The 24,143-nt window shown below is 70.5% G+C and carries 24 protein-coding genes; 7 read left to right on the plus strand and 17 right to left on the minus strand.

Features of this window, described 5'->3' with window-relative positions; all coding sequences use genetic code 11:
• Nucleotide 1 precedes the first annotated feature (1 nt).
• The 4 genes from M2165_RS00350 to M2165_RS00365 are packed head-to-tail and all read right to left on the minus strand — an operon-like array spanning nucleotide 2 to nucleotide 4,026.
• A complete protein-coding gene (locus M2165_RS00350) occupies nucleotides 2-571 on the minus strand; it encodes a phosphonate degradation HD-domain oxygenase (protein ID WP_280812676.1) in 570 nt (189 codons plus the stop codon).
• 4 nt (nucleotides 572-575) lie between these two features.
• Nucleotides 576-2,024, minus strand: coding sequence for a phosphonoacetaldehyde dehydrogenase (phnY, locus tag M2165_RS00355; RefSeq protein ID WP_280812677.1), 1,449 nt, complete (start codon nucleotides 2,022-2,024; stop codon nucleotides 576-578).
• Between the two features lie 29 nt (nucleotides 2,025-2,053).
• The gene (phnA, locus tag M2165_RS00360) at nucleotides 2,054-3,295 is read right to left on the minus strand and encodes a phosphonoacetate hydrolase (protein ID WP_280812678.1); all 1,242 of its coding nucleotides are present in this window, start codon (nucleotides 3,293-3,295) and stop codon (nucleotides 2,054-2,056) included.
• Nucleotides 3,292-4,026 (minus strand): phosphonate utilization associated transcriptional regulator, encoded by a 735-nt coding sequence (locus tag M2165_RS00365; protein WP_280812679.1) that lies wholly within the window; start codon nucleotides 4,024-4,026, stop codon nucleotides 3,292-3,294. Before M2165_RS00365 ends, phnA begins: the two co-directional genes overlap by 4 nt.
• A gap of 162 nt (nucleotides 4,027-4,188) precedes the next feature.
• Between M2165_RS00365 and M2165_RS00370 the strand changes: the two genes are divergently transcribed.
• Complete coding sequence (locus M2165_RS00370) at nucleotides 4,189-5,322, plus strand: 2-aminoethylphosphonate--pyruvate transaminase (RefSeq protein WP_280812680.1); 1,134 nt, start codon at nucleotides 4,189-4,191, stop codon at nucleotides 5,320-5,322.
• A 30-nt stretch (nucleotides 5,323-5,352) separates the two neighbouring features.
• Here M2165_RS00370 and M2165_RS00375 read toward each other — a convergent pair whose 3' ends face one another.
• The 4 genes from M2165_RS00375 to M2165_RS00390 are packed head-to-tail and all read right to left on the minus strand — an operon-like array spanning nucleotide 5,353 to nucleotide 8,846.
• Complete coding sequence (locus M2165_RS00375) at nucleotides 5,353-5,760, minus strand: VOC family protein (RefSeq protein WP_280812681.1); 408 nt, start codon at nucleotides 5,758-5,760, stop codon at nucleotides 5,353-5,355.
• Nucleotides 5,757-6,260, minus strand: a complete 504-nt coding sequence (locus tag M2165_RS00380) for a helix-turn-helix transcriptional regulator (RefSeq protein ID WP_280812682.1) — start codon at nucleotides 6,258-6,260, stop codon at nucleotides 5,757-5,759. The genes M2165_RS00375 and M2165_RS00380 overlap by 4 nt, the downstream gene beginning before the upstream one ends.
• 19 nt (nucleotides 6,261-6,279) lie before the next feature.
• A complete protein-coding gene (locus tag M2165_RS00385; protein ID WP_280813146.1) occupies nucleotides 6,280-7,905 on the minus strand; it encodes an ATP-binding protein in 1,626 nt (541 codons plus the stop codon).
• Nucleotides 7,809-8,846 carry an MEDS domain-containing protein gene (locus M2165_RS00390; protein ID WP_280812683.1) on the minus strand — a complete coding sequence of 346 codons (1,038 nt, stop codon included), beginning with the start codon at nucleotides 8,844-8,846 and terminating at the stop codon, nucleotides 7,809-7,811. The genes M2165_RS00385 and M2165_RS00390 overlap by 97 nt, the downstream gene beginning before the upstream one ends.
• 211 nt (nucleotides 8,847-9,057) lie before the next feature.
• On the opposite strand from M2165_RS00390, the gene M2165_RS00395 reads away from it, so the two are divergent.
• Nucleotides 9,058-9,381, plus strand: a complete 324-nt coding sequence (locus M2165_RS00395; protein WP_280813169.1) for a hypothetical protein — start codon at nucleotides 9,058-9,060, stop codon at nucleotides 9,379-9,381.
• A gap of 12 nt (nucleotides 9,382-9,393) precedes the next feature.
• On the opposite strand, the gene M2165_RS00400 is transcribed toward M2165_RS00395, so the two are convergent.
• The 3 genes from M2165_RS00400 to M2165_RS00410 form a co-directional block, all read right to left on the minus strand.
• The gene (locus M2165_RS00400; RefSeq protein ID WP_280812684.1) at nucleotides 9,394-10,107 is read right to left on the minus strand and encodes a phenylalanine--tRNA ligase beta subunit-related protein; all 714 of its coding nucleotides are present in this window, start codon (nucleotides 10,105-10,107) and stop codon (nucleotides 9,394-9,396) included.
• An 82-nt stretch (nucleotides 10,108-10,189) separates the two neighbouring features.
• The gene (locus tag M2165_RS00405; protein WP_280812685.1) at nucleotides 10,190-11,029 is read right to left on the minus strand and encodes an AraC family transcriptional regulator; all 840 of its coding nucleotides are present in this window, start codon (nucleotides 11,027-11,029) and stop codon (nucleotides 10,190-10,192) included.
• A 58-nt stretch (nucleotides 11,030-11,087) separates the two neighbouring features.
• The gene (locus M2165_RS00410) at nucleotides 11,088-11,717 is read right to left on the minus strand and encodes a response regulator transcription factor (RefSeq protein ID WP_280812686.1); all 630 of its coding nucleotides are present in this window, start codon (nucleotides 11,715-11,717) and stop codon (nucleotides 11,088-11,090) included.
• A gap of 224 nt (nucleotides 11,718-11,941) precedes the next feature.
• On the opposite strand from M2165_RS00410, the gene M2165_RS00415 reads away from it, so the two are divergent.
• Entirely contained in the window at nucleotides 11,942-14,806 is a 2,865-nt protein-coding gene (locus tag M2165_RS00415; protein WP_280812687.1) for a PAS domain-containing protein, read from the plus strand.
• Here the strand turns inward: M2165_RS00415 and M2165_RS00420 are convergent.
• On the minus strand, nucleotides 14,803-15,165 hold the full coding sequence (locus M2165_RS00420) for a hypothetical protein (protein ID WP_280812688.1): 363 nt from the start codon (nucleotides 15,163-15,165) through the stop codon (nucleotides 14,803-14,805). The two genes, M2165_RS00415 and M2165_RS00420, sit on opposite strands and share 4 nt — an antisense overlap.
• Before the next feature lie 205 nt (nucleotides 15,166-15,370).
• Between M2165_RS00420 and M2165_RS00425 the strand changes: the two genes are divergently transcribed.
• Nucleotides 15,371-16,120, plus strand: coding sequence for a response regulator (locus M2165_RS00425; protein ID WP_280812689.1), 750 nt, complete (start codon nucleotides 15,371-15,373; stop codon nucleotides 16,118-16,120).
• 148 nt (nucleotides 16,121-16,268) lie between these two features.
• On the plus strand, nucleotides 16,269-17,186 hold the full coding sequence (locus tag M2165_RS00430) for an alpha/beta hydrolase (RefSeq protein WP_280812690.1): 918 nt from the start codon (nucleotides 16,269-16,271) through the stop codon (nucleotides 17,184-17,186).
• A 15-nt stretch (nucleotides 17,187-17,201) separates the two neighbouring features.
• Here M2165_RS00430 and M2165_RS00435 read toward each other — a convergent pair whose 3' ends face one another.
• Genes M2165_RS00435 through M2165_RS00450 form a run of 4 tightly spaced genes read right to left on the minus strand, consistent with a single transcriptional unit; the run spans nucleotide 17,202 to nucleotide 20,737 of the window.
• Nucleotides 17,202-17,708, minus strand: coding sequence for a hypothetical protein (locus M2165_RS00435; RefSeq protein ID WP_280812691.1), 507 nt, complete (start codon nucleotides 17,706-17,708; stop codon nucleotides 17,202-17,204).
• A gap of 59 nt (nucleotides 17,709-17,767) precedes the next feature.
• Nucleotides 17,768-19,213, minus strand: a complete 1,446-nt coding sequence (locus tag M2165_RS00440; protein ID WP_280812692.1) for a catalase — start codon at nucleotides 19,211-19,213, stop codon at nucleotides 17,768-17,770.
• Nucleotides 19,210-19,905, minus strand: a complete 696-nt coding sequence (locus tag M2165_RS00445) for a dienelactone hydrolase family protein (RefSeq protein ID WP_280812693.1) — start codon at nucleotides 19,903-19,905, stop codon at nucleotides 19,210-19,212. Before M2165_RS00445 ends, M2165_RS00440 begins: the two co-directional genes overlap by 4 nt.
• A gap of 10 nt (nucleotides 19,906-19,915) precedes the next feature.
• The gene (locus tag M2165_RS00450; protein WP_280812694.1) at nucleotides 19,916-20,737 is read right to left on the minus strand and encodes an alpha/beta hydrolase; all 822 of its coding nucleotides are present in this window, start codon (nucleotides 20,735-20,737) and stop codon (nucleotides 19,916-19,918) included.
• Between the two features lie 414 nt (nucleotides 20,738-21,151).
• Here M2165_RS00450 and M2165_RS00455 point away from each other — a divergent pair, with 414 nt between their 5' ends.
• A complete protein-coding gene (locus M2165_RS00455) occupies nucleotides 21,152-21,577 on the plus strand; it encodes a hypothetical protein (protein ID WP_280812695.1) in 426 nt (141 codons plus the stop codon).
• Nucleotides 21,578-21,592: 15 nt separating this feature from the next.
• On the plus strand, nucleotides 21,593-23,170 hold the full coding sequence (locus M2165_RS00460; protein ID WP_280812696.1) for a phospholipase D family protein: 1,578 nt from the start codon (nucleotides 21,593-21,595) through the stop codon (nucleotides 23,168-23,170).
• A 13-nt stretch (nucleotides 23,171-23,183) separates the two neighbouring features.
• On the opposite strand, the gene M2165_RS00465 is transcribed toward M2165_RS00460, so the two are convergent.
• On the minus strand, nucleotides 23,184-24,116 hold the full coding sequence (locus M2165_RS00465; protein ID WP_280812697.1) for a tripartite tricarboxylate transporter substrate binding protein: 933 nt from the start codon (nucleotides 24,114-24,116) through the stop codon (nucleotides 23,184-23,186).
• Nucleotides 24,117-24,143 lie beyond the last annotated feature (27 nt).

Below are 24,143 nucleotides of genomic sequence, written 5' to 3' on the forward strand. Positions count from 1 at the left end.
GCTAGGCCTCGCGGGCGCTGCGGTGTTCGCGGGCGCTGATCTCCAGATGCCGCACGAAGTGGTCGAGCGCGGGCACCGCCCTGTCGGCGCACTTGGCTTGATCGTCCCAGCGCCGCAGCCGCACCGCGTCCATCGCATGGGGAAGTTGCTCGAAGGCCCGTGCCTGGTCGGCATCGAACACGCCGCCCTGCAGCCGCAGGCTGCGCTGCGAGTCGGGCGAGAGCGCCTCCAGGTAGCCCGGCTCGCGCGCGCACAGGAAGCGCTTGGCGTCGACGTGCAGCCGGATCGGGTCCAGCGTGGCCGGACCGAACAGCGCACGCAGGAACGGCAGGCAGCGGTACTGGTGCAGGTCGTCCAGCCCCTGCTGCGTGGGCGTGCCGGCGTGGTCGTGCAGCAGATGGCCCAGGTCGTGCAGCAGGGCGGCGGCGATCAGCGCGCTGCCGGCACCTTCCTGCTCGGCCAGGTGCGCGGACTGCAGCGCATGCTGGAGCTGGGTGACGGGCTCGCCGTCGTAGCGGGCGTGGCCCCTGGTCTCGAAGACGCTCACGATGTCGGACAGGCTGAGGCTCATCGCGTCACCACGGCAGCGAGTAGGTCTTGGTGTTCGTGAAGCTCTTCATCGCCTCGAGAACGCCTTCCTTGTAGCCCAGGCCCGAGTCCTTGATGCCGCCGAAGGGCGTGAGCTCGAGCCGGTAGCCGGGCACTTCGCGCACGTTCACGCTGCCCACGTTGAGCTCGCGGATGAAGCGCGTGATGTGGTCGAGCCGGTTCGTGCAGACCGAGGACGACAGGCCGTAGGCCGTGCCGTTGGAGATGCGGATCGCGTCGTCGATGGTCTTGAAGCGGATCACCGGCGACACCGGCCCGAAGGTCTCCTCGCGCGCCACCGTCATCTGCGGGTCCACCTGGTCGAGCACGGTCGGCGAGTACAGCGCCCCCTCGCGCACGTTGCCGTGCAGCAGCCGCGCGCCCGCGGCGATGGCCTCGTTGACCACCGACTCGAAGTGCCGGGCCGCGGGCTCGTCGATCACGGTGCCCACGTCGGTGGCCGGGTCCATCGGATCGCCGTGCCTGAAGCCGCGCGTCTTCTCCACCAGCAGCTCGACGAAGCGGTCGGCCACCGATTCCTGCACCAGCATGCGCTTGATCGCGGTGCAGCGCTGGCCCGAATTCTTGTACGAGCCGCTCGCGGCCAGCGTCGCCGCCTCCTCGATGTCGGCATCGTCCATCACGATGATCGGGTCGTTGCCGCCGAGCTCGAGGATCTGCCGCTTGTAGACCGCCTTGGCCGCGATGTACTTGCCGATCGGCACGCCGCCGGTGAAGGTGACGAGGTCCACGTCGGGGTGGGTGAGCATCTCGTCGGCGATCTCGCGCGGGTCGCCCGTGAGCACCGACAGCATCGGCGGCGGCAGCCCCGCCTCGTAGAGGATGTCGGCCAGCAGGAAGGCCGCGAGCGGCGTCTTCTCGCTGGGCTTGAGCACGATCCGGTTGTTGGTCGCGATGGCCGGCGCCACCTTGTGGATCACCTGGTTGAGCGGATGGTTGAACGGCGTGATGGCGGTGATCACGCCCTGCAGCGGCTCGCGCAGCGTGTAGACCTTGCGGCTCTTGCCGTGGTGCGTGAGGTCGCAGGAGAAGACCTGGCCGTCGTCCACCAGCGCCTGGTTGGCCGCGAACAGCAGCACGTCGGAGGCGCGGCCGACCTCGTAGAGCGAGTCCTTGCGCGACAGGCCCGACTCGAGCGTGATGGTGCGCGAAATCTCGTCCAGGCGCGAGGCGATGAGCTCGCCCGCGCGCATGAGGATTTTGTAGCGCTCGTAGCGGGTCAGCGTGGGCCGGTAGTCGCGTGCGATCCGGTAGGCGGTGCGCACGTCCTCGAGCGTGGCCTTGGGCACGGTGGCGATCACCTCGCCGGTGTAGGGATAGGTCACCTCGATCGTGCGGTCGCGGTAGACCTTCTCGCCGCCGATGCGCAGCGCTTCGCGGTGGACGGTGCCGGGCTGGAGAAAGGCAGGGGTCATGGTGTCTTTCCGGTGGATGGAAGGCGCGGTCAGGCCGCGGCGGGCATGCGGGCGTGGTTCAGCGCGATGTCCAGCGCGTCGAAGTTGCGCAGCCGGCGCCCGGGCGCGATGCCCTCGACCGGCCGGTTGCAGATCAGCGGCACGCGCTGCTCCGACACGCCGCCGTGCGAGCGCAGCGGCACTTCGAGTGCGGAGAGATCGTGGCGGCTCGCGGCGGTGCCGATCACGGTGCTGCGCTCGCTCACGACCACGATGTCGCCGATGCGGTCGGGCGGCAGCTCGAAGCGCTTCGCGGCCTCGGCGCGCGACAGCACCAGCTCCATGCCCGGGAGTTCGCGCAGGCGCGTGATCCAGCCGGCCGCGCTGGCCTCGTCGGGCGCATACACGGTCGCGAAGGAGCCGAGCGCGCCGTGGTGCACCACATAAGGGTCGGTGATCGGCAGGATCACGCGCGCCGTGCCGGCGCCGTACCAGCCGTCGAGCACGTCCTGCAGGTAGATCACGTTGGGCTGGCCGTCCGCGGCGTGCTTGTCGTTCATGCCGTGGTCGGCGGTCAGCACGATGGTCGCGCCCATCGCGTCGAGCTGCGCGAGGTAGCCGTCCATCATCGCGTAGAAGGCATTGGCCGCGGGGCTGCCGGGCGCGGCCTTGTGCTGCACGTAGTCGGTGGTCGAGAGGTACATCAGGTCGGGGCGGCGCGTCTGCATCAGCTTCACGCCGGCGGCGAACACGAACTCCGACAGCGCGGCGCTGTAGACCGACGGCACCGGCATGCCGACCAGGCCCAGCACGTCCTCGATGCCGTTCTCCGCCAGCGTGACCTGGTCGGACTTCTCGGACGAGAAGCAGATGCCCGCCATGCGGTGGCCGAGCAGCTTGCGCAGCTTGTCCTTGGCCGTGACCACCGCCACCCTGGCGCCGGCATCGGCGAAGGCGGCCAGCACGGTGCCCGCGCGCAGGTACTTGGGGTCGTTCATCATCACTTCCTGGCCGAGCTCGCGGTCGAAGAAGTAGTTGCCGCAGATGCCGTGCACCGCGGGCGGTGCGCCGGTGACGATCGACAGGTTGTTGGGGTTGGTGAACGAAGGCACCACGCAGTCGCCGAGCAGGTCGGCGCCGTGTGCGCGCATCTGCGCGATGTACGGCGCCACGCCCGCGGCGACGGCGGCGTCGAGATAGGCGGGTTCGCAGCCGTCCACGCAGACGACCACCACGGGCTGCGCCATCCAGCGATAGCTTCTCGCATTGACTTCGAGGGTCTCCGGATTCATCTCGTGCTTCCTTCTCCAGTGGATTGAACAACCGGCGCCGCGGCCGCAGCGTCCGGGCGGCCGAAGGCCTTGTGCATGCGGCTGCGGCTTCCGGCCACGTGCTGGCGCAGGGCGGCCCCGGCCACGTTCGGATCGCCGCTGGCAATGGCGGCGACGATGTCGGCATGCTCGTCGGCCGACACGCGCAGGCCGCCGCCGCTGTCGAGCGCGCGCATGCGGAACAGATGCAGCTCCTTCACGAGCCGCTTGTAGGTCTCGGTGAGCTTCCTGCTGCCGGCGGTCTCGAGCAGCGTGTCGTGGAACTGCAGGTTGAGCTGCGCGTACTGCTCGACGTCCTGCGCCTGCGCCGCCGAGCGCATCGCCTCCACCATCGCGCGCAGCCGGTCGACCGCCGCCGCGTCCATCGCGACCGCCACGCGCCGCCCAACGATTTCTTCGAGGGCTTCGCGCAGTTCGTAGATCTCGTCGGCTTCCTCGAACGAGATCTCGCGCACGAACACGCCGCGGTTCTTCTCGTTGCGCACCAGGCCGGCTTCCTCCAGCGCGCGCAGCGCCTCGCGCACAGGGCCGCGGCTGGTGTTGAAGCGCGCCGCCAGCTCGCTCTCGTTGATGCGGCTGCCCACGGGGAGCTCGCCGGTCATGATCAGGCGTTCGATCTCTTCCTGCATCAGCATCGGCAGCGAACTGGACTGCAGGAAGGCGAGGGCGGAGGTGGGGGTGGTGGTCGGCATGGAGCCATTGTCGCTTGAAGCTGCAAACTGTCAACAATTTACTATTGACAATATTCAGATGCCAACCTACATTGATTTCGCCGTCGCCAGACGACGATCCGCACCCCTTGCTGAGGCGACTTGCCTGCCGCGCCCATCCACCCTTGCACTGGAGACGACGACATGAAGCCCGCACCGCGCAGCCCCATCCTTCTGACCCCCGGCCCGCTCACCACCTCGGACCGCACCCGCAATGCCATGCTGCGCGACTGGGGCTCGTGGGACAGCGACTTCAACCAGATCACCGCGCGCATCCGCGAGCGGGTGCTCGCGATCGTGCACGGCGAGCAGACGCATGTGTGCGTGCCCATGCAGGGCAGCGGCACCTTCTCGGTCGAGGCCGCCATCGGCACGCTGGTGCCGCGGCAGGGGCATGTGCTGATTCCGAGCAACGGCGCCTACTGCCAGCGGCTCGCCCGCATCTGCCGCGTGCTCGGCCGCCAGGTCACCACCATCGACTACACCGAGGACCGCCAGGTCGAGGCCGCCGACGTCGACCGCATGCTCGAGGCGGACCCGAGCATCACCCACGTGGCCGTGGTCCATTGCGAAACCGGCGCCGGCGTGCTCAATCCGCTGCATGAGCTCGCGCTGGTCGCGGCGCGGCACCACCGCGGCTTCATCGTCGACGCGATGAGCTCGTTCGGCGCCATCGAGATCGACGCCCGCAGGACACCCTTCGACGCCGTGATCGCCGCCTCCGGCAAATGCCTCGAAGGCGTGCCCGGCATGGGCTTCGTCATCGCCAAACGCACCACGCTCGAACAGAGCGAAGGCAATTCGCCCTCGTTGAGCCTGGACCTGTACGACCAGTGGACCTACATGGAGCGCACCACGCAGTGGCGCTTCACCCCGCCCACGCACGTGGTGGCCGCGCTCGACGAGGCGATCGCACAGTACCTCGAAGAGGGCGGCCTCGAGGCGCGCGGCGCGCGCTACGCGCGCAACTGCAAGGCGCTCGTGAGCGGCCTGGCCGAACTGGGCATCCGCAGCTTCCTCGACCCGTCGATCCAGGCCCCGATCATCGTCACCTTCCATGCGCCGAAGCATCCGGCCTACGCGTTCAAGACCTTCTACCAGGAGGTGAAGCAGCGCGGCTACATCCTCTACCCCGGCAAGCTGACCCAGGTCGAGACCTTCCGCGTCGGCTGCATCGGGCACTTCGGTGAAGCCGGCATCCCCGGTGCGGTCCGGGCGATCGGCGAGACGCTCGAGGCGATGGGGATCGGGATGGGCTCGCGCATGGTGGCGGCCTGAGGGGCGCGGCAGCCGGCGCGCCTTTCTGCCTCAGCCGCGCCGCTGGATCACTTTCCATCCGTTGCCCGAGGGATCGCGGAAGCCCGCATCGACGGTGCCGTAGCGCTCCGTCGGCTCCTGCGTGAACTCCACGCCCTGCGCCCGCATGCGCGCGCAGGCGGCGCGGCAGTCGTCCACCGCCAGCACCAGCGGCGGCATGGCGCCCTTGGCGACGACCTCGCGCAGCGCCTGCGCGGTGGCCGCATCGTGCACGGGCGGGCCGGGCAGGAACAGGCCGAGCTGGAACGAGGGCTGCTCGGGGTGCTGCACCGTGAGCCAGCGGTAGCCGCCGCTGCCCACGTCGGTGTGCACGCGGAAGCCGAGCTTCTCCACATAGAAGGCGAGCGCCTCGTCCTGGTCGCGCACGTACAAGCCGACCACCTCGATGCCTGCAGTCATGGAATCTCCTGTTGCTGTTGTCGAACGGGAGCGTTTGTACCGTCCATCGCCCTGCGCCGCTTCTCCGAAACTGCGGTCGTCAGGCCGGGCCGCTGCGCGGCGCTGACGACGCAGGCCGGCATCAGGCCCGGCGCTTCGTGCGCGGCGGCCGCCCTCGCGCGCTCGCGCACGGCGCCCGGGCTGCCGCCCGTGACGTCGCGGAAGGTGCGGCCGAAGGTGCCCAGGCTCGCCCAGCCGGTCGCGAAGGCGATCTCGGTGACGGGCAGATCCGTCTCGCGCAGCAGCGCCGTCGCGCGCTCGATGCGCCGCGTGAGCAGGTAGCGGTGCGGCGGAATGCCGAAGGCCTGCTTGAACGACCGCGCGAAATGCGCCTCGGACACGCCGCTCACGTCCGCGAGGCGAGCCACCGGCCATTCCTCGTGCGAGGCGGCGTCCATGCGGTCCCTGGCGCGCAGCAGGCGGCGCAGCAGGGCGGGGTCTTGCGGGGCGGCGGCTTTCATGGCCGCCGATGCTAAGCGCCTATCGCCGCGCAGCACCCGCGATCGCCGCAAGCACCTCCTCCGGCGCCACAGGCTTCACCAGATGCCGATCGAAACCGGCTTCGCGGGCGCGCGCCTTGTCGGCGTCCTGCCCGTAGCCGGTCACGGCGATCAGGTGGCAGTCCGGCCCGCAGATCGCGCGGATGCGAGCGCCCAACTCGTAGCCGTCCATCACCGGCAGGCCGATGTCGAGCAGCGCCACGTCGGGCCGCACGGCCTGCACCGCCTCGAGCGCCGACAGGGGGTCGTGGCGCACCGCGACTTCGTGGCCGTGCGCGCGCAGCAGCTGGGCCGTGGTGTGGGCCGCGTCGACGTTGTCGTCCACGAGCAGGATGCGGCACACCGCGGCGGCCTCCTCGGGTGGTGCCGCGTCCGGCGCCGCGGTCGCGGGGCGTTCGGCCGCGGGGTCCGACAGCGGCAGGCAGACGACGAACTCGCTGCCGCGGCCGACGCCCTCGCTGCGCGCCTCCACCGTGCCGCCGTGGAGCGCGACCAGGCTGCGCACCAGCGCGAGGCCGATGCCGAGGCCGCCCTCGGCGCGGTCGATGCCGCGCGGGCCCTGGTAGAACAGCTCGAAGATGCGCGGCAGCATCTCGGGCGGGATGCCGCGGCCGTTGTCGCGCACGCGGATCGCGAAGCGGTCGTCATCCCTCGCCTCGCACGAGAGCTCGATGCGGCCGCCGGGCTCGGTGTAGCGCGCCGCGTTGGTCAGCAGGTTCGCCACCACCTGCGCGATGCGGATCGGGTCGCAGACGCAGCGCAGGCCCGGCTGCACGCGGATGGCCAGCTCGTGGTTGCGCTGCTCCAGCAGCACGCTCGCCTGCTCGACGGCCTTGGCGAGCAGCGGCTGCACCTCGCAGGCGGCGAGCTTGAGCTGGATCTTGCCGCGCGTGATGCGCGAGATGTCCAGCAGGTCGTCCACCAGGCGCACGAGGTGCTCCACCTGCCGCTGGATGATGCCCTGCTCGCGCGCGGTGCCGGTGTCGCCGCGCATGCGCATCAGCTGCAGCGCCATCACGATCGGCGAGAGCGGATTGCGCAGTTCGTGCCCGAGCATGGCGAGGAACTCGTCCTTGGCGCGGCTCGCCTCGCGCAGGTCGTCGAGCAGCCGCTCGCGCTCCGAAGCCGCCACCAGCAGCGTGTTGTGCACGCGCACCTGCTGCGTGACGTCGAGCGCGATGGCGATCACGCCGTCGACCGCGCCGGCCGGCGAGCGCATGGGCTGGAAGGTGCACTGGAAGAACCGTTCCTCGGGCCCGCCCGGGGTCTGGACCGTGAAGGGAAAGGCGTCGAGGAAGTGCGGCTCGCCGGTGCGCATCACCTTCAGCAGCATGGTTTCCGCCGGCGTGCCTTGCAGTTGCGGGAAGACCTCGATGAAGGTCTTGCCGATGACGTCGGGCCGCCCGACCATTTCGCAGTAGGCGGCGTTCGCGAGCTCGAAGCGCAGGCTCTCGCCGAGCAGCAGCGCCGCGCCGACGGGCGCCTGCATGATGAGGATGTCGCGCTGCTTCAGCGCTTCGTCGCGCGCGACGCGCTCGGAGGCGTCGCGCGTGAAGCACCGGGTGTAGCGCAGCTCGCCCTGTTCGAAGTAGCCGTTCGGGAGCAGATCAGCACCGGCTTCAAGCTGCCGTTCCGGCACCGCAGCAGGGCCGGCTGGTCGCGCAGCACCTCGCCGGCCTTGAGCCGGCGCAGGATGTCGTCGATCAGCGTGCCGTCGACATAGAAGTCCGCGATGTTGTGGCCGACGTACTCCTCCCAGCGGTAGCCCAGCATTTCCAGCTCGGCGCGGTTCGCATAGAGGATGGTGCCGTCGGCCGCGACCTTGTGGATGCCCTCGCTGGCGTTGTTCAGGAAATCGGCGAGCTCGCGCTCGCGCTGCCGCAGTGTCTCTTCGGCGCGCTGGCGCCGGTCCACCTCGGCCCGCAGCGCGCGGGCCTGCTGCTGGAGCTCCGCCACCGTCATGGCCGCGGCCTCGCCGGACCCGGGCGCGGTGTCGAGGGCGTTCAGCACGCGCGAGTGCGCGGCGCAGACATGCTGGAAGGCCCGCGCCTTCTCGGGCGAGGAGAACAGCTGCCACGGATACGCGCAGAACAGCGAGAAGGCGTAGTGGCGCGCGGTCCGGTTCCAGATCTGCTCCAGCAGAAGCGCACCTTCGTAGTTGCCCTGCTGGCAGAGGATCGCCACCATCTCGCCGAAGGCGTGCAGGGGCTTGCCCGGCACGGCGCGGCGGAGCACCGGGCCCAGCGTTTCCTCGAACAGGGCAGCGTCGGGCCGCGTGCCGACCATGAAGCGCTCGAGCGTCTCGATGGCATCGAGCATCAGCAGGCGGCCGGAGAATCCGCCGGTGCTGTCGCAGCCCGGCCCGCCGAAGCCGCTGAGCCGCCGCGCGAGATCCGCCCGGTGCGCCGGCGTCGCGATGACCACCGCCATGCCCTCGGCGCGCAGCGCCGAATCGAGGAACTCGGCCACCTCTTCGACGAGGCGTTCGTCCTCGTCGTAGAAGCGGACGTCGTGGTCGTGGGGGGGGAACTCGGCAAGTTGGGACATGGGGTGATGGCGGCGGCAGCCGAGTCTCGAAGCAGGCAGCAGAAGAGCATCTTTCGGGCCTGTGCGGTGTAGGAGCCGGCCGCGACATGCTGGATGCAGGCCCGCGAGCGTACGACATGCGGGTCAGCGCTGTTCCTACACCCCCCGATCCGCAGGCGCCAAGCATGGGGCTGTCCAAGGCAGAAAACCATCGAACCGACGGAGCGACACCATGATGACCAAGAAGCAGACCTTCCTTCGCAACGAGCAGAGCCGCGCCAAGCACCCGGAGCGCGACCAGGTCGGCAGCCCCGCCCGGACCGCCACCGCACAGGCGCGCGGCACCGCCGAGGCCGACCTGCAGACGCCGCACAGCGGCAAGGTCGCCAACGACCACAACAAGATGGGGCAGACGCAGCCGACCCAGCTCAACCAGGGCCGCCGCACGCCCGAGAGCCGGCACGACCGCCAGACCATGGGCGCCGGGTCGCAGAACCAGGTGTCGGCGCGCAAGGGCGGCGGCGGCGCCGGGCGCACGCCGCGCGGCGCGGGCTGACCGGCCCGCCCCTCAGACGAGCGCCGCCAGCGCGAAGCGCGGCGCCGCGCGCTGCAGCCGGTCCTGCCGGCGCACCGCCCATCCCGCCGTCTGCACGGCGCCGGCCAGCGCGGCCATGAGCCGCGCGACGTCGTCCGCTGCGCCCGCGTGCAGCGCCTCGGCCACCACGAGCACGTCCGACGTGGACGCCTGCACGCAGGAACGCGCGCTCTGGCGGTGGCACCAGCGGCGCGCATGCGCGTGGCCGGCGGCGTCGGCAAAGATCACCTCGCCCGCATCGGGCGGCTCGGGCGCACCCGCGAAGCTGTCGTGCGTCTCGTCGCCACGCGCGTGCCGCACCTCGAGCCCGCCGTCGATGCGCGACAGGTCGAACACGGCGATCGGGATCGCAAAGGCCAGCGAGACCGCGTTGCACAGGTCCACCAGCGGATGCAGCGCCGGCAGCCGGTCGTCCTTGCGGAAGCGGCGCAGCAGCGACTCGGCGGCACACCGGTACTGCGTGGGCTTGAGCCCCATTGCCGAGAACGCGCGGCGCCAGGCCTGGATCTCCGGGAACTCGCCCTCGGGCCCTTGCGCGAGGCGCTCGCGCGCGAGGGCATGGTGGCGGGCCACCGGCTCCGCGACCTGAGCGTCCGGCGTGATCTGCGCGAGCTGGAGCACGCCCACGGCGAGCGCGGGATGCGCGGCCCAGATCGCGTCATGGTGAAAGAAGAACGAAGGCGGCATGGTGCGTGGGAAGAGGGAACACCGCCGGAGTCTGCGTGCCGCCCGGGAACCCGTCTTGAACGCGGTTGCAGCGGGCGCGCGCTCAGCGGCTTGGCCGGCGCGCCGCACTCCGTTGCCACGCACCCGGCGTGAACCCGAACTGCCGCGCGAAGATCCGCGTCATGTGGCTCTGGTCCGCGAAGCCCGCCGCGAGCGCCGCCGAGGCCAGGCCCGCGCCGTCGCGGATCAGGCGCCGCGCCTGCTCGGCGCGCTGCTGCAGCAGCCACGCATGCGGCGGCATGCCGTAGGCACGCGCGAAGCGCCGCAGCAGCTGGTAGCGGCTCAGCCCCGCGGTCTCCGCCAGCGCCGCGAGCGAGGGCGGCGCGTGCATCTCGTCCGCGAGCCGCTCGCGCACGCGCGCGACGTTCCCATCGGCCTCGGCGGGTGGCGCCTGCGCCGCATGGCGCGCCAGCAGCAGGCCGCAGGTCTGCGCGAGCGATTCCTCGCAGGCCAGCGCGACCGCATCGTGCGGCATGGCGTTCCATTGCGCGAGGCGCGCGAAGAACTGCTGCAGCGCGTGGCGCAGCAGCGCGTCGCCGCGGATCACCGGCTGCGCCAGCACCAGTTCCGCACCGGCGGCGGCGCCCGCCACCGACGCGATCACCTCCGGGCCCAGGTAGGCGATGCGCCAGCGGCGGGAGCGCCCGCCGAGCGGACGTCCGTCGTGCACCTCGCCCGGATTGGTGGCGATCAGGTCGCCGGCCTGGGCGCGCACCTCGCCGCGGCCGCTGGCCGAGTCCTGCGCCCCGTCGTCCATCAGGCCGATGCCGTGGCCGGCATGCGAATGCCGCGCGAAGCGACGCGCGCTGTCGGTCGCCACGCCATGCACCTCGGGCCAGGGCGTGGCGAGCAGGCGGCAGCGGTGGGGAACGGCGGCGGGCATCGCGCGCATTCTCCGCCACGCGGCGCGCTGCCGCGCGAGGCGGACCGGTGCCGTGCGGTCACTCGTACATCATCCGCAGCAGTCCCCGATGTTCGGCCACCACCACCGCCTGGGTCCGGGAGCGCGCCTGGAGCTTGCCGAGAATGGCCTTCACGTGCGCCTTGACGGTTCCGAGCTGGATGTCGAGCGTGCGCGCGATCTCCTTGTTGCCCGCGCCCTGCGACATCTGCTGGAGCACGTCGTGTTCCCGCTTCGTGAGGGAGGCATGCACCAGGCTGTCGGCGATGCGTGCGGAGACGGCGTCGTCGTAGAAGCGTGCGCCGCGGGCGAGCGAACTCACGGCATCGATGATCCGGTCGGCGGAGCAGCCGAGCAGCAGATAGCCCTGGGCACCGCGCGTGGTGGCGTTGCGGATGTCCCATTCCCCGTCGCGCGCCGTCACCACCATGACGCGGGGCGCCGCGCCGCCACCTGAAGTCGACCGGGTGGAGAGGACCTCCAGGCAGTGCATGGCGGTCGCGTAGTCCGCGACGATGACATCGCAGCCGGGGCCGCGTGCCGGCCCGTCGCTCCATGGCGCGACGGTGACCTGCAGATCCGAACGCTCGGCCAGCGTCGCCGCCAGGCCCGCACGGACCAGGGGCGATTCGTGCCAGACGAAAACCTCGACGCGCCGGGTGATGTTCATGTGTTTCTCCTGCGGATGCGGTGGCGTGCCGCCGGGGTACTTTCCACTGCGGATGTGTCGCGGCGCTGCCAACGGGCGGACGGGTCGTGTCATGAGACACATCCTCGTGCCGCCGCCCCGGCGCTTGACCCGGCGTCGTGTGTCATATGAAATGCGGCGGCGGCCTGTGGCCGTGAATAATGTTCCGCATCACCGGTGCCCGCTCGCCGGCCCAGGAATCTTCCATGGCACAAACGACCCTGCCGCATCGCGCTGCGTCGTCGGAGACGTCGACCCTGCTGGCCCGGCTGGCCGTGCTCGAGCAGGAGAACCTCGCCATGCGCGAGCGGCTGGTGGCGCTCGGGCGCAGCGAAGCGCGGTTTCGCCACCTCGTGGAGGCGACCGGCGACGTGGTCTGGGTCACCGAGTGCCATCCGGAACGGGTGGTGTACTGCAGCGCCAACTTCGAGAAGGTCTGGGGTCGTTCCGTCGAGGCGCTGTACCAGGATCCCGCGCTGTGGGTGCGATGCATCCACGACGATGACCGCGACCGCATCGGCGCCGCCTTCCTGCAGTGGCTGGCCGATCCCGTGGGCGCGTGGGAGGCGCATTTCCGCATCGTGCGGCCCGATGGACAGCTGCGCTGGATCGAAGAGCGCGGCGTGGCGATGCAGGACCACGACGGCAAGATGTGCGTCATCGGCGCATCGACGGACATCACCGTCCAGCGCACGACCGCCGCGGCGCTGCGCGAATCCGAGGAGCGCTTCGCGCTCGCCGTCGAAGGATCGGCCGACGGCATCTGGGACTGGGACCTGCAGACCGGGATGATGTTCATGTCCGAGCGCGCCCAGGGCATGTTCGGCATGGTGCCCAGCGCCGTCACGCTGCGGCCGCGCACGGAGTGGCTGACGCTGGTGAGCGAGCCCCAGACCGATGTGGAGGAGCGCAGGGCCGCCATCGCGCGCTACATCGCCGGCGATGCCGACCGGCTCGATGCCGAATGGCGCTTCCGGCAGCCCGACGGCACCGACCGCTGGCGGCGCGTGAGGGGGCGCGCCTTGCGCGACGCCGACGGCAAGGCGCTTCGATTGAGCGGCTCGATCAGCGACGTGGACGACCGCAAGCGGGCGGAGCGCGCGCTCGAGCAATCCGAAAGGCGCCATGCGCTGGCCATGGAAGCCGCCCAGGACGGGCATTGGGACTGGGAGGTCGGGGGCGGCGAGATCCACGCCTCGCCGCGCATGCTGGAAATCTGCGGCCTCGACGCCGGCATGCGGTTTCGCAACCCCGCGGAACTGCTGCGCCGCTTCCCCTTGCATGCGGACGACAGGCCGGCGTGGCAGCGGGCGCTGAAGGCGCACCGGGCCGGCAAGTCCGACCGCTTCGTCGTGGAGCGGCGGTTCTCGCGCGCGGGCGAACAGCGCTGGGTGCGCATCAGCGGCCTGCTCTCGCGCGACCTCGACGGCAAGATCGTGCGCTGGACCGGCTCCATCAGCGACATCACCGACCGCAAGGCGCACGAAGCCGCGCTGCGCGAGTCCGAGGCGCGCTTCGCGCTGGCCGTGGCCGGCTCGAACGACGGCATCTGGGATTGGGACGCCGCCAGCGGGATGCAGTACTACTCGGAGCGTGCACAGCAGATCTTCGGGCTGGAGCCTGGTCCCACGAAGCGGCACCGCTCGGAGTGGCGTCGGCTCGTGCCCGTGCACCCCGACGACTACCACGACCAGCTCAACGCCTCCACCGCCTACCTCGAAGGCCGCTCGGCGACCTACCGCGGCGAGTGGCGCATCATGCAGTCGGACGGCAGCTACCGGTGGGTTCGCTTCTGCGGCGAGTCGGTTCGCGACGCACGGGGCGTGCCGATCCGCATGGCGGGCTCGGTGAGCGACATCGACGATCTCAAGCGCGAGCAGGCGGCGCGGGCGCAGTCCCAGCGGCTGGAAGCCGTGGGCACCTTCGCGGGCGGCATTGCGCACGACTTCAACAACATCCTGGGGGCGATCCTCGGCTTCGGCGAAATGTCGTTGAGGCGCACGCGCGCGGGAAGCCGCATGCGCCGCGACCTGGAGTGCATCGTCACCGCGGGAGAACGCGGCCGCGCGCTGGTGGACCGCATCCTGGCCTTCAGCCGGAGCAGCGTGAGCGAGCGGCTGCCGGTGCACGTCGAGAAGGTCGCGGGCGAATCGCTGGAACTGCTGAGGTCCACGCTGCACGGCGAGGTGCGCCTCGCGTGCGAGCTTCGGGCGGGGAGGGCGGCCGTCCTGGGCGACCCCACCCAGGTCCACCAGGTCATCGGCAACCTCACGACCAATGCCGTCCAGGCGATGCCGCACGGCGGCGAGCTGACGGTCACGCTCGAGTGCCGCTCGCTCGCGGAAGAGCTCTCCGCGACCACCGGCTCGATCGCCGCGGGGCCCTACGTCGTGCTGACCGTTTCGGACACCGGCAGCGGCATCGCGCTGGAGGACCGCCAGCGCATCTTCGATCCCTTCTTCACGACCAAGGAAGTCAACGTGGGCACCGGCCTCGGCCTGTCGCTGGTGCACGGCATCGTCACCGAATGGGGCGGCGCGGTGGACGTGGCATCCACCGTCGGCGAGGGCAGCACCTTCGTCGTGTACCTGCCGCGCAGCGGCGACGTGGCCGCACCGCCCGAAGCGGTGGCGCAGATGATTCCCCGCGGGACGCAGCAGCGCATCCTCGTGGTCGACGACGATCCCGCGTTGACGCGGCTGACCTCTCAGCTGTGCGCGGACCTCGGCTACCAATGGGTGGCGTGCACGTCCAGCATCGAGGCCGCGCGGATCTTCAGCAAGAACCCGCATCACTTCGACGCGGTGCTCACCGACGAGCGCATGCCCGGCTTGTCGGGCATCGGCCTGATCGAGTCGCTGCGCCAGGTGAGGGACGATGTTCCGATCGTCATGATGAGCGGGTATCTCGGCGACTCGCTCGTCAGCCGCGCCCGCGCGCTCGGTGCCAGGGCGGTGCTGGCGAAGCCGGTCGCGAGAATGGATCTCGCCGCCGCGCTCGCCGAAGCGCTGGCGCGAGACCGGCCGAACGGCGCCGCGAAGCGCTCGCGCGGCCGCGCTGCCGCGCGCTAGGCGGAAGATCCCAGCGCCGCGGAGACCGCGGCGAGCAGCTCCCCGCGGGTGTACGGCTTGGGCAGGACGGCCGCCACCCCGAGCTGGAGCGCCAGCGCCGGCGACGGCTCGCTGCTGCGGCGCAATCCGGCCGACACGAGGAGGATCGGCACCGCATGCCGTGCCTGCAGCAATCCGATGCGCTCGGCTGCCCGGCGAGGACTCGCGACGTCCATCATGACGAGGTCGGCGCCGGCCGCGGCGTCGAGTTCGGTGGGCGCGGCCCGGACCACCCGGTGACCCGCTTCCTCCAGCCAGCGCTGGGCCAGCTCCCGCATGAGCGGGTCCACCTCGATGAGGACGATGCGATAGCTGCGCAAGTTCGGTTTCCTTGGACGTTCGGGCAGGTCCCGTGCGGTTTTCTGCAAGTTTCCTGCAAGCTTCCTCGACGACATTGAGGCGCCTTCAGGTAGCGCATGGTCGCCGACGCGAGGGCCGAACGGGTCGCTTTGTGTCAGATGATTTCTGGCGAGAGCACCCGCGCCGAGCGCGGCGGACAAGAACATTCACTCGAGGAACAGGACAATGCTGGAGAGCACCGCGGCCAGTCCGAATGCGCCGCACGTGGTCGCGGTCGATGACGATCTCTCGGTTCGGCAACTGATCACCAGCTACCTGCTCGATCACGACTTCCGCGTCACCGCCGTCGCCAGCGAGAAAGAGATGCGCGCGGTGCTCGGACGCGATCCCGCCGACCTGGTCCTGCTCGACCTGCGCCTGGGCGGCGAGAACGGGCTGCAGATCGCGCGTTCGCTGCGCGAGCAGACCAAGCTCCCGATCATCATCCTGACCGCACTGCGCGACGAGGCCGATCGCGTGATGGGGCTCGAACTGGGCGCGGACGACTACCTGACGAAGCCGTTCTCGCCCCGCGAGCTGCTGGCCCGCATCCGCGCCCTGCTGCGGCGCGCCAAGATGCACGAAACCGTTGCCGAGGTGGTGGCCCATGTGCGGGCCTACCGCTTCGAGGGCTGGGAACTCAACGTGAGGCTGCGCCGGCTCCGTGCACCGGGCGGAGAGTCGCTGACCTTGCGCAACGCGGAGTTCAATCTCCTGCTGGCCTTCCTCGCGGCGCCGCAGCGGGTGCTCACGCGCGAGCGCCTGCTCGAGCTCTCCCGCCTCCACAACGCGGAGGTGTACGACCGGTCCGTCGACGTGCTCGTCGGCCGGATACGTCGCAAGATCGAACCCGATCCGCAGAACCCGCGCATGATCGTCACGGAGCGCGGCGCGGGCTACATGTTCACGCCCGGCGTCGAGACCCTGCGGGGGTGACGCGCCATGCGGGTCCCTCTCCCAAAGGGATAGGTATCCTCGCCCCTTAAGGCGAGGGAATACGTTGCCTCTTCGCGGGACGTGAAAAGAAGGGGGAGTCGTCACGCTCGAGCGCTGGCGATGTTGCCGGCTACCTGTCGAGGTTCGCATGCGTGTGAATGCACTGCTTCCATTTCTTCTCCTGTCCGTCGTTCCGCTCGCCCCGGCCCTCGCGGCCACGGGCGCGACCGCTGCAGCCGAAACGCGCACCGTCGCGGTCAACGGCCATCCCATGGCTTACCGCCGGATCGGCCCGGCCCATGGCATCCCGCTGCTCCTGCTGAACCGCTTCCGCGGAACGATGGACCATTGGGACCCCTTGCTGCTGGACCGCATTGCCGCGGAGCGGCCGGTGATCGTCTTCGACCAGCCCGGCTTCGCCCGGTCCGGCGGGACGGCGCCCGATTCACTCTCCGGCTTCGCCGCATCGGCCGTGGCGTTGCTGGACGCGCTGGGGCACACGCAGGTGGACGTGCTCGGGTTCTCGATGGGCGGTACGGTGGCCCTTCAGCTCGCGCTCGACCATCCGGGCCGGGTCCGGCGCCTGATCGTCGCCGGCTCCGGCCCCGGCTTCGTGCCCGACATGCCGCCCGGGGTGGAGCCCGCCGGTCCCGCGGTGTGGCAGGTGGCGACGAAGCCCGTGAACGACGACGAGGATTTTCTCTTCCTCTTCTTCGAGGAAACGGCGTCCAGCCGCGCGGCCGGCAAGGCCTACCTGCAGCGCCTGCGGGCGAGGAGCGACGCGTTCGCGAAGCAGGTCGATGCCGCCGCATGGCAGGCGCAGCTCAGGTCGGCGCAGGCAGTAGGTACCGCTTCGACGACGCTGCTGCCCCGCCTGGCACGGATCCGGCAGCCCGTGCTCGTCGCCAACGGGCGGCACGACATCATGGTGCCGACCTATGCGTCCTACGCCATGGCGCAGGCGCTGCCGGACGCACGTCTGATCGTGTACCCGGATTCGGGCCATGGCTTCCTCTTCCAGCACGCCGAGCCGTTCGCCCGCGATGTGCTGGAGTTCCTGCGCTGACCCGGGCCGGCGCGTTCAGGAGCCTGCGGCGGCCACGCCCGGCGGCACATGGCGCAGGCGCCGGCGCATGTGCCATACCTGGGCGGCCATGACCGCTGCGAACAGCAAGAACACGGCGCCCACGGTGGCCTGCAGCTTCGCATCGTCGGGGCCGGTGAACAGCGGCGCGCCCGCCGGCAGGCGCGTGAAGGTCTCGGTCAGCCCGGGGATCATGTGGAAGAACAGCGTCAGGGTCCAGAGAACCGTCTGCACGTAGGGCCACGCGCGCGCCCGCAGCGGCAACAGCGCGACGCCGATCGCGAGCAGCGTGACGACGCCCAGCGCATGCGCTTCGTTGAAGCCGCCGCGCTGGAAGATGCCGAAGCCGGTCAGGCAGGTCAGCACGGTGGTCCAGAGATAGACCCGGCCCAGCCGCGCGGCGGGATCGATCGCGCCGTGGCGCATGAGGCTCAGGTAGCCGCAGAAGAGTGCGACCAGACTGATGGCCGTGTGTGCGAGGCCGAGGGGAGTGAGTCCGAGCATGGCGATGTTCTCCTGTGCGAAAAGCGGATGTGGGCGGATGTGCGTGCGTTCGGAGGCGGTCAATCGCGCAGCGCGCGCAGCGCCGCATCCACGCCGGCGCCGTACGCGGGATCGGCGCGCGTGCAGTTCTCGACATGGCGCCTGCGCGTCGCGGCCGAGGTGCCGCGCATCGCACGCGCCGTGTTCTCGAACAGAACCTGCTGCTGTGCCGGCGTCATCAGCCTGAACAGTGCGCCGGGCTGGCTGTAGTAGTCGCTGTCGTCCCGGTGGTTCCAGCGCTGCGCCGCGCCGGAGAGCTCGAGCGGCGGCGGACGGAAGGCCGGCTGCTCCTGCCATTCGCCGCGACTGTTGGGCTCGTGGCCGATGGTGGCGCCTGCGTTGCCGTCCACGCGCATGCTGCCGTCGCGGTGGTAGCTGCGCACCGGGCAGCGCGCCGCGTTCACCGGAATCTGGAAATGGTTGACCCCGAGCCTGTAGCGCTGCGCGTCGCCGTAGGAGAACAGGCGGCCCTGCAGCATCCGGTCGGGCGAGAAGCCGATGCCCGGCACCACGTTGGCGGGGTTGAATGCCGCCTGCTCGACCTCCGCGAAGAAGTTCACCGGGTTGCGGTTCAGCTCGAGCTGGCCGACCTCGTGCAACGGAAAGTCGCCGTGCGGCCAGACCTTGGTGAGGTCGAAGGGGTTGAACGGACTCGCGGCGGCCTGGGCTTCGGTCATCACCTGCACAAAGAGCGTCCAGCGCGGGAAGTCGCCCGCGGCGATGTGCTCGATCAGGTCGCGGTGCGCACTCTCGCGGTCGGCGCCCACGAGCGCCGCGGCTTCGTCGTCGGAGAGATTGCGGATGCCCTGCTGCGTCTTCCAGGTGAACTTCACCCAGCAGCGCTCGCCGGCCGCGTTGATGAAACTGAAGGTGTGGCTGCCGAAGCCGTGCATGTGCCGATGGCTCGCCGGAATGCCGCGGTCGCTCATCACGATCGTGACCTGGTGCAGGGCCTCGGGCAGCGAGGTCCAGAAGTCCCAGTTGTTCTCGGCGCTGCGCAGTCCGGTGCACGGGTCGCGCTTGACCGCATGGTTGAGGTCCGGGAACTTGAGCGGATCGCGGAGGAAGAACACGGGCGTGTTGTTCCCCACCAGGTCCCAGTTGCCCTGCTCGGTATAGAACTTGATGGCGAAGCCGCGGATGTCGCGCTCGGCGTCCGCCGCACCGCGCTCGCCGGCCACGGTGGAGAAGCGCACGAAGACGTCGGTGGTCTTGCCCACGCGGGAGAACGGCGCGGCGCAGGTCCAGCTGCCGAGGTCGCGCGTGGCCGTGAAGACGCCGTACGCGCCCGCGCCCTTGGCATGCATGCGGCGCTCGGGGATCACCTCGCGGTCGAAGTGCGCCAGCTTCTCGAGCAGCCACACGTCCTGGAGCAGGGCCGGGCCGCGCGGGCCCGCGGTCTCGGTGTTCTGGTTGTCGACCACCGGCGCGCCGAACGCGGTGGTCAGGGGGCCTGGTTCGTTCATGGGGTGAGCCTCGAGCGGAAGAATTCGAAGGTGCGCGTGTTCGCGCTGTGGGCGGCGGCCGCGTCGTAGTGCGTGCCGCCATGGCGCGCGAACGCATGCCGGCAGCCCGGGTAGCGGTGCACCTGCACGTTGGGCATGCCGGCGAACGCCGCGACGATGGCCTCCTGCGCCTCGCCGGGGATGAACTCGTCTTCCTCGCCCAGGTGCATCAGCAGCGGCGCGGCCACCGCACGGGCCTCCGCGAGGAACTCCTCGGTGCGCCCGCCGTAGTACGCCACGGCCGCATCGGGCGCGCCGCGCGCCGCGCCCAGGAAGGTCATCAGTCCGCCCAGGCAGTAGCCCATCAGCCCGACGCGCCCGGAAGCGCCATCGAGGGTGCGCGCAGCCGCGACGGTGGCGAGCACGTCGCGCACGCCCGCATCGATGTCGAAGGCCTGGTAGAGCGCGAGCGCGCGCGGCCAGTCGTGCAGGTGGGAAAGCTCCACGCCGGGCTCCTGGCGCCAGAACAGGTCGGGGCAGACGGCGATGAAGCCCTGCTCGGCGAGTTCGCCGCAGGTCTCGCGCATGTCGGCGTTGATGCCGAAGATCTCCTGGCACACCACGATCGCGGGGGCGGGCCCCGCGGCCCGCGGCGGGCGGGCGACGTAGGCGCCGAAACGGCCGGCGCCGCTCTCGATGTCGATACGGGACATGGCCGGGCTCTCAGCGCTTGATGAACGCGAGCAGGTCGGCGTTGATGACCTCCGGGTGCGTCGAGCACATGCCGTGCGGCAGGCCCGGGTACACCTTGAGCTCGGCGCCCTTCACCAGCTTCGCCGACATGTGGGCCGATGCGCCGATCGGCACGATCTGGTCGTCGTCGCCGTGCATGACCAGCGTCGGCACGTCGATCTTCCGAAGATCGGCGGTGAAGTCGGTTTCGGAGAACGCCTTGATGCAGTCGTACTGCGCCTTGATGCCGCCCATCATTCCCTGGCGCCACCAGTTCTGGCGAATGCCTTCCGAGACCTTGGCCCCGGTGCGGTTGTAGCCGTAGAAGGGCAGCGTGATCTCGCGATAGAACTCCGCGCGGTTGTTCACCACGCCGGCGCGGATGCCGTCGAACACCTCGATCGGCAGGCCGCCCGGGTTGCCCGCGGTCTTGAGCATCAGCGGCGGAACGGCGCCGATGAGGACGGCCTTGGCGACGCGCTTGGTGCCGTGCCGGCCCAGGTAGCGCGCGACCTCGCCGCCGCCCGTGGAGTGCCCCACGTGGATGGCATCGCGCAGGTCCAGTGCCTCGGTCAGCGTGGCCAGGTCGTCGGCATAGGTGTCCATCTCGTTGCCGGTCCAGGTCTGCGTGGAGCGGCCATGGCCGCGCCGGTCGTGCGCGATCACGCGATAGCCCTGGTGCAGGAAGAACAGCATCTGCGCGTCCCAGTCGTCGGCCGTCAGTGGCCAGCCGTGGGAAAACACGATGGGCTGGCCCTTGCCCCAGTCCTTGTAGAAGATCTGGCTGCCGTCCTTGGTTTTCACGAAGTTCATGTGTTGCCTTTCTGAGGGTGGGTGCGATGGGGTCCGCACGCCGGAGCCGGCGGACGAACAGGCGGCGATCGACGCCAGCGGAAGCCACGCGGCGAGGGCGACGCGGGCGCCGCCGGCGAGGAGCTCGCGTCGCGCGATGGGGGAGGGGGATTGCATCGGTGCTGCCTTGCTGGGTGATTGCCAGACCGGATCGTCGGGGTCGCGACGCGCCTTGACATCGCTCTTTGGGACTAGGCGCGGATGACCCCACGTGCCTCCGTGCGCTTCGAGGCACGCGCCTCGGGTCTTCGCCTTTGGAGATAGATGCGCATCGGCTCGACGGGAGTGCCGCGCCGCGCCGGGCGCGACGAACATGACGGCGCCCGTTCCTTTCCTGCTTTCTTCCCGCATCTCCTTCATCCACTTGGAAACGACATGAAACTGCTTCAGAAGATCGGCATCGCAGCCGCACTCGGCATGGCCGCCGGCCATCTCCCCCACGCGCTGGCGCAGTCCGCCGGGACGGCCGACAAGGCCGAGGCGCGCGCAGCCCGCAAGGCCGGGGGGGCGCAAGCCACCAGGGACTTCCAGCCGGGCGAAGGCACGCCGATCCCCGATGCCCGGCGCAAGGTTCCGCGCGAGGAGCGCGTGCAGGCGCGCGAGGGACGCAAGCCCGCGGGTGCCGCCGCGGCCCGTGCCTTCAAGAGCGCGGAGGGCGATCCCAAGCCGGTCGCCGTGGCGAGGGAACCGCGTGCCGAGCGCCGCGCCGAACGCCGGGCCCGGCGTGCGGAGCTCAGCGCCGAGAACAGGGCAGGCCGGCTTCCGAGCTACGGCGAAGGCCACGGCGGCACCGCGAAATAGCAGCGGCCGGTCGACATGCGCCTCGCCCGGCTGCTCGCCGCGCTGGTGTGCCTGCCGCTCGCCGGCTGGCTGGCGGGATGCGCCTCCGGTCTCCCGGCACGGGAGCGGACGCCGGTGCAGTGGGCACTCGCCCCGGCGCATGACGGCGCCCTGGGGCGCCTTGCGGCGGCGCCGCCACCGGGGGCAGCGCCATCGGACGCCGCCGCGACGCGGGTCCAGCCGCTCGTCGAAGCCCCGCTGGCGCTGGACGCCCGGCTCGCGCTGATTCGCAACGCGCAGTCGTCGATCGATCTGCAGACCTACTACCTCGGCAACGACGCCACCGGAGCGCTGATCCTGCGCGAACTGCAGCAGGCCGCGCGCCGTGGCGTGCGCGTGCGGCTGCTGCTGGACGACTTCCACACGGCCGGACGCGATCCGTGGCTCCTGGCGCTGGAAAGGGAGCCGTTCGCGCACGTGCGCCTGTTCAATCCGTTCTTCGGCCGCCAGCGCAACCCCGCGCAGCGGCTGTTCGCATTCGTGGCGGATTTCTCGCGGCTCACGCACCGGATGCACAACAAGCTGATGGTGGCGGACGGTGTGCTCGCGATCGCAGGCGGGCGCAACGTCGCGGACGAGTACTTCCTGCGTGCCCGCGAGGCGAACTTCATCGACCTCGAGGTTCTGCTGGGCGGCGCGCTGGTGGCAGAGCTGCAGTCGATCTTCGACCTCTACTGGAACAGTGATCTCGCCTACGGCATCGAACAGGTGACCCATGCATCCGCCGCCGAGGCGGTGCGCCCGATCGAAGCGCAAGGCGATGCCGCCGGACACGAGGACGTCGCGCCGGGCGCCGCGCACCCCCCGCGCGGCGCATGGGTCTCGGCGCAGATCGAGCAAGGCGCGTCGTCACGCTGGCTTGCCGCTGACGCGGGCGCCGTGGCCGACCCGCCCGACCGGCGGCCCGGCGCCGCGGCGCCGCACTGCATCACCGCGCGCGAACGCATGGCACAGCTGGTCGAGTCGGCCCGGGAGAGCTACGAGCTGGTGACGCCGTACTTCATTCCCGATGCGGCGGCGCTGGCGCAGATCGAAAGACTGCGCGCCCGCGGCGTGCAGGTGAGCATCGCGACGAACGGCATGGCCGATACCGACGAACCCATCGTGAACACGGTCTACAACCGCTTCCGCCGCGAGCTGCTGGCGCGCGGCGTGCGGCTGTTCGAAGTGAGCGCGCGCCAGATCGGTCGCAGCCGCCCGCTGCGGCAGCGCTTCGGCGACTCGAAGGGCCGCCTGCATGCCAAGCTGGCAATCATCGATCGGCGCACGGTGCTGCTCGGTTCCGTGAACTTCGATCCGCGCTCCGCGCGGCTCAACACCGAGCTCGGCGTTCGCATCCGCAGCGAAGAGGTCGCGCGCCGGCTCCGGGATGCGCTGCACATGGACAGCTCGGAGGGCGTGTACGAAGTCGTGCTCGACCCGGACACGCGCACGTTGCGCTGGGTTTCGAACGGTCCCGAGCGCGAAGTGCTCGACGAGGAACCCGGCGTGGGGCTCCTCTTCAGGCTGCGCATGCTGTGGCTGTCGTGGCTGGTTCCGCTGGACCAGCTCTGAGCATTCGCTGCGCTCAGTCGAGCTTGATGCCCACCTTCTTCACCACCTGTTCCCACTTGCGCGAATCGGCCTCCACCAGCTTCGCGAACTCGGCCGGGTTGAGCGCGCCGGCTTCCATGCCCATCTTGGTGATCGACTCGCGCACGTTCGGCTGCGCGAGCACGGCCGCGATCTCCTGCGCGAGGCGGTTGACCACCGGCATCGGGGTGCCGCCGGTGGTGAAGACGCCGTACCACGAGACCACGTCGTAGCCCGGCACGCCCGACTCGGCAATGGTCGGCACGTTGGGCATCGAATCGACGCGCTTGGCGCTCGTCACCGCGAGGATGCGCACCTTGCCGGTGTCGGCGCCGGCCTTGGCCGAGGGCAGGCTCGCGAAGGTCAGCTGCGCCTGGCCGCCCATCACGTCCTGCATCGCCGGCGCATCGCCGCGGTAGGGGATGTGCGTGATGAACACGCCCGCCATGCTCTTGAAGAGCTCGGCCGACAGGTGCGAGATGGTGCCGTTGCCCGGCGAGGTGACGTTGAGCGTGCCCGGGTGCGCCTTGGCATAGGCGAGCAGCTCCCGCACGTTCTTCACCGGCAGCTCGGCGTTGACCACCAGCGCATTGGCCGACTTGGCCACCAGCGACACCGGCTGCACGCCCTTGACCGGGTCGTACGGCAGCTTGCTGTAGATCGAGGGCGCGATCGCCTGGCCGCCGACCGAGCCGAGCAGCAGCGTCTGGCCGTTGGGCCGGGCGCGTGCCATCTCGGCGGTGGCCACGGTGCTGCCGCCGCCGGGCTTGTTCTCGACCACCATCGTTTCCTTGGTGTTGAGCTGGAACTGCGTGGCGATCAGGCGCGCCATCACGTCGTTGCCGCCGCCGGGCGCGAAGCCGACCAGCATGCGGATGGGGGAGGGCGGAAGGTCCTGCGCGGCGGCAGGGCCGAGGGCCAGTGCCATGACAAGAGCCGGAACGATGGTGAAAAG

Source organism: Variovorax sp. TBS-050B (genome assembly GCF_029893635.1).
Classification (GTDB): Bacteria; Pseudomonadota; Gammaproteobacteria; order Burkholderiales; family Burkholderiaceae_C; genus Variovorax.